The sequence below is a fragment of the Varibaculum cambriense genome, assembly GCF_022133705.1.
Classification (GTDB): Bacteria; Actinomycetota; Actinomycetes; order Actinomycetales; family Actinomycetaceae; genus Varibaculum; species Varibaculum cambriense_A.
Genome location: NZ_JAKNHJ010000001.1, coordinates 116,519 through 130,080, shown reverse-complemented (window position 1 = coordinate 130,080; position 13,562 = coordinate 116,519). Strand labels below are relative to the sequence as shown.

The 13,562-nt window shown below is 53.4% G+C and carries 13 protein-coding genes; 1 reads left to right on the top strand and 12 read right to left on the bottom strand.

What is annotated here, in order from left to right:
• Positions 1–32: 32 nt before the first annotated feature.
• Together uppS and recO are read right to left on the bottom strand one after the other, a co-directional pair.
• Positions 33–764: a polyprenyl diphosphate synthase gene (uppS, locus tag L0M99_RS00560; protein ID WP_425304297.1), complete on the bottom strand. Its 732-nt coding sequence runs from the start codon at positions 762–764 to the stop codon at positions 33–35.
• Positions 765–822: 58 nt separating this feature from the next.
• Positions 823–1,551, bottom strand: a complete 729-nt coding sequence (recO, locus tag L0M99_RS00555; RefSeq protein WP_238127467.1) for a DNA repair protein RecO — start codon at positions 1,549–1,551, stop codon at positions 823–825.
• A 243-nt stretch (positions 1,552–1,794) separates the two neighbouring features.
• Between recO and L0M99_RS00550 the strand changes: the two genes are divergently transcribed.
• Positions 1,795–3,069, top strand: a complete 1,275-nt coding sequence (locus tag L0M99_RS00550; RefSeq protein WP_238127407.1) for an ATP-binding protein — start codon at positions 1,795–1,797, stop codon at positions 3,067–3,069.
• A 37-nt stretch (positions 3,070–3,106) separates the two neighbouring features.
• On the opposite strand, the gene leuA is transcribed toward L0M99_RS00550, so the two are convergent.
• The 10 genes from leuA to ribH all read right to left on the bottom strand — a co-directional run bounded on the left by leuA (position 3,107) and on the right by ribH (position 13,556).
• Entirely contained in the window at positions 3,107–4,858 is a 1,752-nt protein-coding gene (gene leuA / locus L0M99_RS00545) for a 2-isopropylmalate synthase (protein WP_238127406.1), read from the bottom strand.
• A gap of 132 nt (positions 4,859–4,990) precedes the next feature.
• Positions 4,991–6,049 (bottom strand): LacI family DNA-binding transcriptional regulator, encoded by a 1,059-nt coding sequence (locus tag L0M99_RS00540; protein ID WP_238127405.1) that lies wholly within the window; start codon positions 6,047–6,049, stop codon positions 4,991–4,993.
• 176 nt (positions 6,050–6,225) lie between these two features.
• A complete protein-coding gene (era, locus tag L0M99_RS00535; protein WP_238127404.1) occupies positions 6,226–7,287 on the bottom strand; it encodes a GTPase Era in 1,062 nt (353 codons plus the stop codon).
• Positions 7,284–8,579, bottom strand: a complete 1,296-nt coding sequence (locus tag L0M99_RS00530) for a hemolysin family protein (protein ID WP_238127403.1) — start codon at positions 8,577–8,579, stop codon at positions 7,284–7,286. Before L0M99_RS00530 ends, era begins: the two co-directional genes overlap by 4 nt.
• Before the next feature lie 2 nt (positions 8,580–8,581).
• On the bottom strand, positions 8,582–9,037 hold the full coding sequence (gene ybeY, locus L0M99_RS00525; protein ID WP_238127402.1) for an rRNA maturation RNase YbeY: 456 nt from the start codon (positions 9,035–9,037) through the stop codon (positions 8,582–8,584).
• Entirely contained in the window at positions 9,034–9,993 is a 960-nt protein-coding gene (locus tag L0M99_RS00520; protein ID WP_238127401.1) for a PhoH family protein, read from the bottom strand. The genes ybeY and L0M99_RS00520 overlap by 4 nt, the downstream gene beginning before the upstream one ends.
• A 1-nt stretch (position 9,994) precedes the next feature.
• Complete coding sequence (locus L0M99_RS00515) at positions 9,995–10,777, bottom strand: 16S rRNA (uracil(1498)-N(3))-methyltransferase (protein ID WP_238127400.1); 783 nt, start codon at positions 10,775–10,777, stop codon at positions 9,995–9,997.
• On the bottom strand, positions 10,777–11,883 hold the full coding sequence (gene dnaJ, locus L0M99_RS00510; RefSeq protein WP_024058562.1) for a molecular chaperone DnaJ: 1,107 nt from the start codon (positions 11,881–11,883) through the stop codon (positions 10,777–10,779). The genes L0M99_RS00515 and dnaJ overlap by 1 nt, the downstream gene beginning before the upstream one ends.
• A 24-nt stretch (positions 11,884–11,907) precedes the next feature.
• Positions 11,908–12,933, bottom strand: a complete 1,026-nt coding sequence (gene hrcA, locus L0M99_RS00505; RefSeq protein WP_024058561.1) for a heat-inducible transcriptional repressor HrcA — start codon at positions 12,931–12,933, stop codon at positions 11,908–11,910.
• Positions 12,934–13,082: 149 nt separating this feature from the next.
• A complete protein-coding gene (gene ribH, locus L0M99_RS00500; protein ID WP_024058560.1) occupies positions 13,083–13,556 on the bottom strand; it encodes a 6,7-dimethyl-8-ribityllumazine synthase in 474 nt (157 codons plus the stop codon).
• Positions 13,557–13,562: the final 6 nt, after the last annotated feature.

The following is a 13,562-nucleotide window of genomic DNA, read 5'->3' as shown; positions in this document are numbered from 1 at the left end:
ACGCCTATTATTTTACGAGGGCGCGGGGAAACTTAGGCGGGCTGAGGCTGATCTTTCGCGCCCCCAAAACGCCGATCTCGCCCTCCAAATGCGGCTAGTTCCCGCCAGAGTTGTTCTCGTTTAAAATCTGGCCACATCTCGGGAACGAAACTAAGCTCCGCATAGGCGCATTGCCACAGCAAAAAATTAGACAGGCGCTGCTCCCCGGAGGTGCGAATCAGCAAATCCACATCCGGCATACCCCCCAGATACATTTCCCGCGCCAAGGTGTCCTCGCGGATATGATTTTCACTGATTTCCCCGGACGCCACCCGGCGGGCAACCGCACGCGCCGCATCAACCAGTTCTGCGCGCCCTCCATAGTTAATACACATGTTAAACACCAGCCCGGTGTTATTTTGGGTTAGTTCCCGCGCCGCTTCTAGCTCCTTGATAACCGATTTCCAGAGCCTCCCGCGCCTGCCCGACCAGACTGTGCGCACGTTCCAGTCGTTTAGTTCATGGGAGCGACGGCGAATCACGTCTCGCGAATACCCCATTAGGAAACGCACTTCCGCGGGAGAACGTTTCCAGTTTTCAGTAGAAAAAGCATAGACGCTCACCATTTTTACCCCGGCTTCTACTGCTCCGGCCAGGGTGTCCATGAGCGATAGTTCTCCGGCCTCGTGCCCAGCGGTTCTCGGTAATCCCTGCTGGTTAGCCCAGCGTCCGTTACCGTCCATAATTAGTGCCACATGGGCTGGCACTGGCGATAACGGGGGCATTGAGGAACCCTGCCCAGGGGGAACGGTGGCTACGAAGTCTTTATCGCTCATGTTCTTATTATGCCTTGCGTGCCATCACCGACAAGGATTTTAGTTTTCGCTCTAGCACCCATTCGGTATAGGCGGTGACCACTTCTTCTGCTATCCCCTGAGTTAGCGGATCCGCCTGGTAGACCTGCGGCCACTGTCCCGCCAACAGCGCGGTGAGCAGTTCGATTACTGGCATAGAGATGTGAAGGCCTCCGCTTAACTGACAGTTTTCGCACACCACCCCACCGGCAGGTGCGGAAAATACTTTAAAGGGGCCATCAGCTCCACACAGCGCGCACTCACCTAAAGCAGGCGCCCATCCGGCAATCGCTAGAGTGCGTAATAGGTAAGAGGACAGCACCATGCCCGGGCGGTGCGCCCGATTTGCTAAAGCAGGTATTGCGCCAGCTAGCAGATGATATTGGCTGCGTGAAGCCTCGCCCTCGGATAGTTTCTCGGCGGTTTCTAGCATTACTTGCCCCGATAGGTACCGTTCATAGTCGCAAGCGATTCTCGGGGCATTTAGGCTGAGCGAGGCGGCCTGGGTAACCGTGTCCAGGTTGCGCCCGGAGTGCAGTTGCAGTTTTACCCGGTTGAAGGGGGTCAGGCGCGCCCCAAATTTTGAGGAAGTGCGGCGCAGTCCTTTGGCTACCGCCCGCACCTGACCGTGCTCTAAGGTCAGCAGGGTTAGAATCATGTCCGCTTCCCCTAACTTGGTGGTTCTAAGGACAATCGCCTGGTCGGTGTAGGTTCGCAGCACCCGCTCATTATCTCATATCTAGTTACAGCTTCTAGGTTCAGTTTGGATTCAAACCCCACCTTTCAAAGGGAGCTGGTGGGTAACTGCTAGTGCCTGGCTTGAAAATATGGATAACAGCCGCCCGCATAAAATCTGCAAAACGATTGCTAGATTCCCTGCAAAACGATTGCTAGACTTCCTGCAAAACGATTGCTAGAATTCATGTAAAACGACTTTTAGCATCTATTAATTGAGGTAAAAGTGCTTCCAGGTTCTTCTGAAACATATCTTAGACGATACGTAGATAACGAGCTCGATGCGCTTCTCCCAGAGTTACCTGGAATCGCGCTTGATGGCCCTAAAGGCGTGGGGAAAACCGTTACTGCTTCCCGTAGAGTCGAAAGCGTCCTCGAACTAGATTCTCCGGATGTACGTAATCTAGTTGCCTCGCAGCTACGAACAGTGCTTACCTCCCACAAAACTGTATTGCTTGACGAATGGCAAAACTATCCTCCGGTCTGGGATGGCGCCCGCCGACTTATCGATGAAAAAGCCGATACTCGTTTTCTATTTACCGGCAGTGCTACCCCGATTGAGAATGTGGACACCCATTCTGGCGCCGGGAGAATTATTTCACTGAGAATGCGTCCTCTGGCATTATCGGAACGCCCCGGCAGCACTCCAAAGATCTTTATCCGCGATATTTTTTCCTCAAAACCCTTCTCCACTCCGATATCTGGGGAAAGTAACTTTTCTTATTCGGATTACGCCCGCGCCATCTGTTCCACCGGCTTCCCCCAGATAGAAGACCTTTCTCCTCGGGCGCGCAGGGCGGCCGTTGCGGGCTATATTTCGCGGATAGTTGACCGTGATTTCCCTGAACAGGGAGTTACCCTGCGTAGACCAGCGGCCTTACAAGCATGGCTGCGTGCATATTCAGCTGCTACTGCCACCACTGCTTCGTATACCAAGATATTAAAAGCTGCGCTACCAGCAGAGGGCGATTTACCCTCAAAATCAGCTACTAGCAGCTACCGGAATCTCCTAGAAAAACTCTGGATTTTAGATCCGCTTCCTGCTTGGTCGCCCACTTATACTTCCTTTGCAAGATTATCGAAAGCCCCTAAACATCACCTGGCAGATCCCGGTTTAGCTGCTTATCTTCTGGGGGTAAGTGAAGATATTTTGACCAGCGGAGCCGAAGGAACCCTAGAAACTTATGGACAGTTATTCGAGTCATTGATGCTGCTTACCCTGCGAGGAGCTGCCCAAGAATGCGAATCTCAGGTCTTCCACTTCCGCACCCCTTCGGGAGAACGTGAAGTAGATGCGATTATCGAACGCTACGATGGAAAAACTATCGCATTCGAAGCTAAGTCCTCCGCAATCGTTGATACAGAAGACGTTCGCCATCTCAACTGGCTAGAAAAGCGACTTGGAAGTCGGCTACTAGATAAAATCCTGGTATATACCGGTACTTACGCTTATCGTCGCAAGGACGGGGTGGCAGTGATTCCTCTGGCGCTCCTAGGTTAATGCAGCTCAGAAGATGCTAGCGCATGTTGTGCAGACCCTAGCGTTCCGCACGGTTGAGGGCGCTGATTACCGCCTTATAGGTAGCGCGGGTAATCGAAGAATCAATGCCAACTCCCCACAGCACCTGACCGGCAATCTCGGCCTCAATATAGGCGGCTGCCCGCGAACTTTCCCCGGTTTCCATCGCGTGCTCTACATAGTCAAGCACCTTGATATCCAAACCGAGCTCCTGGAAAGCAGTAATAAACGCTTCAATAGGGCCAGGCGCCACCGCCTCTAAAGTACGCAAAGTACCGTTATCGCTAACTTGAGCTCGCAAAGACACTACCCCAGTTTCATGGTTGGTATCTGCGAGGGAATCGCACAGTTTGAAGCGCCCCCAAGGAGAAAGACTATGCTCTTCGCCGGGCAAATACTCGTCAGCGAAAATGTTCCATAAATGTTTGGAATCGACTTCTCCCCCAAACTTTTCCGTATAGTCCTGAACCAGGCGATAGAACTCTACCTGCAGGCGGCGCGGCAAATCCAAAGAGTAGTCGCGTTTCATCAGGAACGCTATTCCCCCCTTGCCAGACTGAGAGTTCACCCGCACTACCGCCTGGTAATCGCGTCCTACATCACCGGGGTCAATCGGCAGGTAAGGAACTGTCCAAATTACCTGGTTCTGGTCACCTCCAGCAGCCGCAACTTCCTGGGTACGCTTATCAAAGCCCTTCTTAATGGCATCTTGATGAGAGCCAGAAAAGGAAGTGTAAACCAAATCGCCGGTATAGGGCTGGCGAGGATTAGTCTCCATGCGGGTGCAATACTCTACGGTTTCGCGCACCCGATCCAGGTTGGACAAATCCAACATGGGGTCGATTCCTTGGGAATAAAGATTCATCGCCAAAGTAATTAAATCTACGTTACCAGTGCGCTCGCCCTGACCCAACAGGCAGCCTTCTACCCGGTCAGCGCCGGCTTTCATAGACAGTTCTGCCGCAGCAATCCCCGTTCCCCGGTCATTATGATTATGCACCGACAAACAGATATGTTCACGGCGGCTCAGGTTCCGGCTCATCCATTCGATTTGATCCGCATAGGAGTCCGGCGTATAACGCTCCACAGTTGCCGGCAGGTTCAAAATAATTTCGCGATCCTCATCGGGTTGCCAAATATCCATAACCGCTTCACAGATTTCCAAGGCGAACTCGGCTTCGGTATCTACGAAAATTTCTGGAGAATATTGCAGCCCGAAAACCGTGGAATCATCGAGCTGCTTTTCTGCTTGCGCAATTACCTCGCGCACCCCGCTTACAGCCAGTTCCACAGTAGCGGCTTTATCGTTATGGAATACTACTTCCCGAAAAGTTGGTGAGGTGGCGTTATAGATATGCACATTGGCGCGCGGCACCCCCACTAGGGATTCCACAGTACGTCCGATTAGATCTTCGCGCGCCTGGGTAAGCACGGAAACGCACACGTCCTCGGGGATAGCGTCCTCTTCCACCAGGGAGCGCACGAAATCAAAATCTATCTGCGAGGCCGCCGGAAATCCGATCTCGATCTCTTTCATCCCAATCCGCACCAACAGCTCGAACAATTTGCGTTTACGCCTGGGATCCATCGGCTCAATCAGAGCCTGGTTACCGTCCCGCAAATCCGTAGATAACCAACGGGGAGCCTGGGTAACATTGTTATCTGGCCAGGTACGATCCGGCAGTTTCAGAGAAGTATCCCAAAAATGAGCATACTTTTGAAAAGGCATTCCGGAAGGTTGTTGCTGGGGAGCTTTACCAGTAGTTCGCATTCTAAGATTTCTTTCTGCTTTTTTTAGTGGCTGGCCGAAGACACCAAAGAATCCCGCGACGAGCCTCGACCAGTTTTACTGGACTTCGTCGCGGCAGCCTAGCAGCAGAATAATCATGCGCACGGGACTACTCTAAACCGTTTTTCCACTTTCTGGTAACCACCGGCCCGCATATTGAGCAGACAACTGCGGACCTTGGGTGGATTCCCGAGAAATAAAGACACCTTCACCGGCCACTAAACGATCCCCAGCTTTCGGCAAATAGGAGGCACCAAAAATCTGTTTCATCAGTACCGTTACCCCCAAGTTAGCGAGTTTATCGACCGGCTGGTCAATTACGCTGATCGCCGGAGACATTACTGAGAACCAGGGAATATCATCGATTGCTACCAATCCCAGGTCGCTGCCTAGCTGCATCCCCATACTTTTTGCGATCATCAATACCCCCAGGGCAATCTGGTTGGAGGCACAGATAATAATATCGGGACGGTACAGTGACAAGAGAGCCCGGGCGGCACTAGCTGCAGACACTGCCTCATGAGGGCAATACTCCACTTCTAACTCCCCAAAACCACAGTTAGCTAAGGCTTCCTGGAGTTTTTCAGTGCGTCTTTGCCCCGATAAAGAAAACTCGGGGCCGGCAAGATAAGCGGGATGGCGATACCCGGAAGCGCGCAGATGCTCTCCCAGGTCTTGCATTGCTCGGGCAGAATCAATCACCACCGAGGGGATCTTGGCTCCCGGAGCTTCCCGATCTAGAGCCACCATTGCTACCGACTCGGGAGGGTCTGGATGTTTCCATCCGGGTGCCACTCGGGAGGGAGGTACCACTAACAGCCCATCTACCCCTTGTTTTACCAGTGCCTGAATTCCGTTTTCGTAGCTTTGCCCGTCCTCATGCGCATTAGATAGCACCAAGGACGCTTGATGGGAATGTACTGCCCGCTCGACACAATGCGCCAGCATCGCATAGAACGGGTTCATCACGTCTCCTAGGACTAATCCGATGGCTCCGGTACGTCCGGTACGCATCGCCGCTGCTAGTCGGTCTTTTTGGTACCCCAGTTTGTCGGCGGCTGCCAATACTTTCTGCCGGGTAGCGCCAGCTAGATGAGTATTCCCATTCAACGCGCGCGAAACGGTAGCAATCGAGACTCCCGCCTCCTTGGCCACGTCCCTAATGGTCGCCACGAATATACGCCTCCTCGCGCTAGAACTTAATGTTAAAGATCCTAGCAGGAACACTTGTCTATAAGGAAACGTTTACAATAATCCTTTTTCCCTCTATGAACGAAGCAGAGATAGCTACCGGCCGCTTAAAAAACGATCTCAAAGCGCCTCCCTCCCCTCCCCCTTGAGGTAGAGAGTTAGAATCCCAGACGTCCGAGCATTTTCGTGTCTGACTGCCAATTCTTTGCCACCCGTACATGCAGGTGCAATTGCACCGGACGTCCCAATAGTTTTTGAATCTGTCGTTTGGATTTTATCCGCACTCGACGAATATGGCTGCCACCTTTACCGATCAAGATTCCTTTTTGAGAGTCGCGTTCCACGAACACGTTTACATGCACATCTAATGGTTTAATTTCCTGCTGAGGGGAGGCGGCCTCGCCTTGAGACACAGTATCGGCAAGGGAGGGAGCATCGCCCGAAGCAACTTCGCCTTCTGTGCCTTTGGCATTATCTTTATTATTTTCCGAGGCGCGGTGCGTACCGTACCCAAGGCTCGGGCCGCTATCTTCCCCCTGGTACAGAATCTCTTCTACCTGCACCGCAATCGAGTGCGGAAGCTCTTCGCGTACCCCTTCTAGCGCTGCCTCGCGCACAAATTCCGCAATCAGTTTTTCTACTGACTCGTCGCTTACTTGGTCGCGTGGATATAGAGGCGGAGAAGGTGGCAGATATTTCGCGATCTGATCCGCCAGTACCGACACTTCTCCCTCTTTGGCACTGACGGGGACAATCTCTTTCCAATCCCCCAGTTCGCCCGCAGCTATCAGTGCTGATACCATCCGCTCTTTCGAGACCAGATCAGCTTTGGTAACCGCCAATATAACCGGAATATTGAGTTCATTAAGTTCGGCAGCAATATAGCGATCGCCCGGACCGATCTTTTGATCTGCGGGCACGCAAAAAACCACTGCATCCACATCTACTAAGGCTTCGCGCACCATATCGTTTAAGCGTTTACCCAGCAGCGTGCGGGGGCGGTGTAGACCGGGAGTATCGACCAATACAATCTGATAATCCTGACCCTGAACTACTCCGCGTACGTTATGTCGGGTAGTTTCCGGACGCGAAGAAGTGATTGCCACTTTCTGTCCTACCAGCGCATTCGTTAGGGTAGATTTGCCAACATTAGGGCGCCCCACGATGGAAACAAATCCTGCACGATGCTCGCTAGGTGCTATTTTGTCTTGCTCACTCATTCTTCGTCCGTTTCTGTGTCTAGACGTTCCACCAATAGGGTATCCATTTGCCGGCGCCGGCCAGCAACTTCTTTCACCGAAATTTCCAGTCCCTTAGTCTGGGCATGTGATCCCAGCAGGGGCACTTTTCCTAAAGCTTTGGCCAGCAACCCACCAGCAGTATCCACTTCGTCATCAGTTATTTCCAGACCTACTAGTTCAGCGAGGTCATCTAAACCTAAACGGGCGGGCACCAACCAGGTATTGGCGCTGAGTTGCTCCGGTTCTTGCTCGGCGCGGTCATGTTCATCAGTTACCTCTCCTACCAGCTCTTCCAAAATATCTTCAATGGTCACCAGGCCAACGGTGCCTCCCCATTCGTCAACCACTACCGCGATATGGGGAGCGTCCACTTGCATCTGACGCATCAAGTCATCAGCGAGCATTACTTCGGGGACAAAGAAGGCTTCGCGCATCATTTCAGGGACCGGATGATCCATTAGTTCGGGGCGAGAAAAACAGCGCGAAATCAGATCTTTCAGATAGAGCATTCCCCGCACATCATCGGCGTCTTCCCCGAGCACCGGGATCCGCGAAAAACCAGATTGAATGAAAACTTCGAAAGCTTCTCTGGCTAAGGTTGTGGTTTCTACCGCCACCATATCGGTACGCGGCACGATAATTTCCCGAACCAGAGTAGTCCCCAGTTCCAAGGCAGAACGCACGATTTGGCGGTCTTCATCCTCGAAAGCTAGGTTCTCTTCCTGCCCCATTTCGTCGACCATTTCCCGGAAATCTTCCGCGATTTCAGCCCGAGAAGCGGCCTCATCTACCGGACCGAGGGGCGCGATCTTTTGCACTATCCATTCTACCGGGCGAGAAAGAACCGATATTTTTAGCCCAAAATTAACCATTTTACTCAGCCACAAAGCGGTAGCTTCGGGGCGATAATGCCCCACCCGCATACCTACAAAAGTGGCAAAGATCAGCAGCAGGGCTCCCAATACCAGTAGCGATACTAGCAGCGCCACCCACCAAGTCAAGCCAAACCCTACCATAGCCAAAGTCATACAGGTGGCCGCTAATACCTGCGCGAATAGACGCCAAGACTGGCAGATAGCCACGGTATGGCCCCTATCTTCCAGCAGGGAACGTACTAACGGAGCGCGGCGGCGCCCTGCTTCAACCAGGTCTTGAGCCCGCGCATGGGAAAGAGTTTGGAAGGCTCCCAGCGCCGCAGCCCAGGCGGCATCTGCCCCCACTAATGCGATCGCTAAGGCGAGGAGTCCTCCCGCAGGTATTTGGGAGATCAAGTTCAGCTCCGCTCCGCTAAGAAGGTCAGCAAGAGTTTGCGTTGCAAAGCAAACATTTCTTTTTCTTCATCCTTTTCGGCGTGGTCATAGCCAAGTAGATGCAAGATTCCGTGCACCGTAAGGAGCAGCATTTCTTCGGCGGAAGAGTGCCCAGCCCTAGCGGCTTGCGCCTGAGCCACCTCGGGGCAAATCACAATGTCCCCTAAGATACCGGCCTCGGTGGGAGAATCCGCGCTGCCAGGGCGCAGTTCATCCATCGGAAAACTCATCACATCGGTCGGACCTTCTAGGTCTAACCAACGTTCATGCAAGGCAGCGATCGCATCCGGTTCCACGAAAATCAGCGACATTTCAACCGCTGGAGACACATGCATTGCCTCCAGCACATAGGCGGCAAGCTCTTGGAATTCTTCCCCGTCGATTTGGTATTCAGTTTCGTTTAATACCTCTACGCTCACCGGTACTTCTCCTCCTCATCTAAAGTGTTCGCATGTCGTTCATAGGCATCAATAATCAGTCCCACCAGTTTATCGCGAACCACGTCCTCGCTGGTCAAATAGCAAAACTCGATATCCTTAACTCCGGTGAGGACGTTGCGAGCATCTTTAAGTCCCGAAAGCTTGCCCCGAGGCAGATCAATCTGGGTAATATCCCCGGTCACAACCATAGTTGAGCCTTCCCCCAGCCGGGTGAGAAACATTTTCATCTGTTGGGTAGTGGTGTTTTGAGCTTCATCCAACACGATGAACGCATGAGAAATGGTGCGCCCGCGCATATAGGCAAGCGGAGCAACCTCAATCGTTCCCGATTCTAGCAGCTGGGCAAGTTCCGCCGGTTCCAGCATTTCCCGTAAGGCATCATAAAGAGGACGCAGATAGGGGTCGATCTTTTCGGTGAGTGTACCGGGCAAAAAACCGAGCGATTCACCTGCCTCTACCGCGGGACGGGTCAAAACTATCCGGGACACCGCCCCTGATTCTAAAGCTTCCACCGCTTTTGCCATCGCCAGATAGGTTTTTCCGGTCCCGGCTGGCCCCACCCCAAAGACGATCCGATTATTGGCGATCGCCTCTAAATATTTTTGTTGGCCAGGGGTTTTTGCCCTAACCTGTCGGCGTTTAGTACGCAGTACCGGTAAGGTTTCTTGCGATGACATGAGGGTTAACGCCTGCTGGACTGCCGCGGCAGACAGAGGATTACCATGACGGGCAGCTGCAATCAATTCGCCTAGCAGGTCGGCACCCATCCGTGCCTCGCCGGGATTGCCTTGAAAAGTTACGATATTGCCGCGTGAGTTAATCCTTACCCCCGGCAGATTATCTTGCATTGCCCGCAATACCTGGTCTCCGGGGCCAAACACCAGCACCGGATCCAGGTCTTCCGGTAATAGCACCTGGGTTAGTTCATCGGTCATCTCAGAGTGCTTCCTTCCGTCCCCAAAAGCCGCTGCAAAGGCCTAACGCCGCCAAGGCAGCCGGCCCGGCGCTAGAGGAGCGTAAAACGGTAGGTCCCAGCCGCGCAGTAATCGCGCCGGCAGCGCAAAACTTAGCAGTTTCCTCCGGGCTCACCCCGCCCTCCGGACCAACAATCAGGTGTATCATTTTCGCCTCACTTACCTGCTCCCAGGCTTCAATAAGAGGTAGGGAGGAATCCGGGTCGAGCAGCAGAAACTTTTCTTCGCTGCCTGCGGCGGCGATTATTTCTTGCAGTTTCCGCGAATCAGCTAAGGGATCTAGGAGAGGCCAGTTGGCACGGCGGGACTGTTTCGCTGCCGCTTGCAGTAGCGACTCCCACTTCTTAGCGCCCCGCTGCACTTTAGATCCCTTCCACTGCACAATCGAGCGCCCTGCCGCCCAGGGACGCACCCGGCTTACCCCTAACTCGACTGCCGATTCCACTGCCTGTTCATCGCGCCCACCCTTTGAAAGTGCCTGGATCAGCCCAAACTGGGTTTGCGGCAAAGATAGGTGCATTACCTGAAGTACTTCAAACTCTAAAAAGTTTTTATCGGTTGCCAGTATCTGGCAGCGCAGACGCAACCCTTTACCGTCAACTAGGTCGAGGGGGTCGCCTACTCCCAGACGCAGCGAACCGACTGCGTGGGCGGCTTCTGATCCTTTAAGGGATCCGCGTCCTCCTTCTTGCAGGGAGATGAGCGGCGGGCAGGATTCGTCACCTAAAAATACGGGAAGAAACATTAGTGACCTGCAAATCGTTCCCGCAGGCGAGAGAACACTCCGCTATCGGCTAGCGGTTCTGGTTCTACCCGATCTTCTTGTCTAAGCTGCGCCAATTGCGAGATTAGTTCCCGCTGAGCAGCATCTAGGTTAGTGGGCACCTGAACCATAATATTTACAATCAGGTCGCCGCGCCCTTCTCGCTGTAAGCGTCCTACCCCCAAGCCGGCAAGCCGAATCTGTTGACCAGGCTGGGTGCCAGGTGCAATAGTAATCTCTTGAGTGCCATCAAAAGTATCCAAGTCAACTTTGGTTCCCAAAATGGCGGCCGTCATCGGCACCCGCAATGTAGTCTCCAGATTATCCCCGTGGCGGGAAAATACCCGATGGGCACTGACTTTGATCTCTAAATACAAATCCCCGCTGGGGCCACCTCCCGGTCCTACTGCACCTTTACCACGCAGCTGCACTTTATGTCCGGTTTGCACCCCGGGAGGAATCTCTACCTGCAAAGTGGAAGTGGTGCGTATTCGTCCTTCACCGGAGCACTCGGGGCAGGGATCAGGAATTGTGGTACCGTGACCGGCACAGGCGCTACAGGGAACGGTGGATTGCATTTGTCCCAAGAAGGTACGGGTAGAGCGGGTAACCGAGCCGCGACCATTACAAACCTGACAGGTACGCGGGGAAGTTCCCGGGGCGCAGCAGCTCCCCTCACAGGTAGGACACACTACCGCAGTCCGCACCTGTACCTGCTTCTTTACCCCAAATACCGCTTCCTCTAAAGCGATTTCCAGGCGTTGACGCAGATCCTCTCCTCTCCGTCCTCTCGGAGTCGGGCCAGCGCCCGTTTCCCCTCCGAAAAAGCTCTCAAAAATATCGGAGAACATGGAAAAGTCGCCCATACCGGAGCTGGCGAAACCGGACTCACCGCCCATATCGTAGCGGCGCCGCTTTTCCGGATCAGACAGGACTTCGTGCGCCATCGAGACCTCTTTGAAAGCCTCTTCTGACTGTGGCCCGGCTACGTCCGGATGTAACTTGCGGGCTTTGCGGCGGTACGCACGTCTAATCTCCGCTTCCGTAGCGTCCCGGGAAACCCCTAGAATCTCATAGTAATCAGCCAAGGATCCGTTTTCCTCTTTCCTAATCTACCTGGTCATCATCCGCGATAAATACCGCGAAACCGCACGAACAATACTCATTGCGCGCGGATAGTCCATTCTTTGTGGGCCTACTATCCCGACATGGGCGACCCCGCTTTCTTTATCTCCGTAAGCCCCTGCCACAATGGAAGTCTCCGACAGGGAATGCTCGCCTGATTCGGAGCCAATCGTGACTGTAACTGGCGAATCTTGTTGATCAATCTCCGAAAATAGCCGCAGCAAGGTTACTTGCTCTTCCAGGGCATCTAAAATGGAGCCGATCGAACTAGAAAACTCGGGGCTAGAGCGCACCAAATTTCCCGCCCCTACCATCACGATCCTCTCGGTGCGTTCCCCGGTAAGTGCCTCGCGAATAATCGGCAACACCTGAGAGATCACTTCCAGGTGTTCCGGGGCGGCTCCTGCCATTAATACTGGTTCCACCTGGGATATTTGTGATGCTTCCATTCCCGCTAAAGTGGAATTTAGTAGCAACGCCAAAGAGTGGGCGCTCGCAGAGTCAACCTCATAGCGAGTTTCGATAGTAGCCTGCTGCACCCGGCCGCTATTGGTGATAACGATTACTAGCAGTTTGAACTCTGCAACTGGGATTAGCTCGATATGGCGCAGGCCGCTGCGTTCAAAATGCGGGTACTGCACCACCGCTAATTGCCGGGTCAACTGGGCTAAAACCCGAACGGTACGGGCTACTACTTCATCAAAATCAGCGGCTCCTAAAACAAAAGTCTCAATCGCACGCCGCTGAGCACTAGTAATCGGGCTGAGCTCTGATATCCGGTCCACGAAGGCGCGATACCCCTTTTCGGTGGGTACTCGCCCAGCAGAGGTATGGGGCTGATAAAGATAGCCTTTCTCTTCCAGCACCGACATATCATTGCGCACCGTGGCCGGGGATACCCGCAAATCATGCCGATCTACCAACGCCTTAGAGCCTACGGGTTCACCGGTTTCCACATAGTCGGTGACGATAGCTCGCAACACGTCGTCTCGCCGGATACTTGCCTGGCTCATATCTCCTCACTGTCCTTAGAAACCGTAGCGCTCAACCTCAGCAAAACCTTTGTCAGCACTCGGCCGCCTCGACTGCTAACTCTACCTTGATTGACTGCTACTTATTAACCTCGAACCTGTGATTCGCGCAAAGCTAAAGACGAGGGCGCTTACTTTTTAGCCTGCGTCAAGACTTGCACCATGGCTAACGCTGCCTGTACGGCCTCGTAGCCTTTATCTTCGCTAGAAGATTCCAATCCGGCTCGATCCAAGGCTTGTTCTTCGTTATCACAGGTCAGCAGCCCAAACCCTAGGGGAATCCGGGATTCAATCGACACTTTGGTGAGACCATAGGTGGCAGCGTCACATACGTAATCAAAATGAGGAGTACCTCCGCGAATAACTACTCCCAGACAAACCAGGGCGTCTGCTTTCCCACTTTCAGCATAGGCTTTTGCAGCTAAGGGAAGCTCAAAGGAGCCCGGAACCCGCACTACTTCGCAGTCCGCCTTCGCATCCCGACAGGCGCGTTCGGCTCCCGCTACCAGACCCTTCATTACCTGCTCATGCCATTGAGTAGCGATAATCACCACTTTCTTGCCTGCTCCGGCAATATGTAAGTCGGGAACTCCTGCTCCAGCCATTCTTCC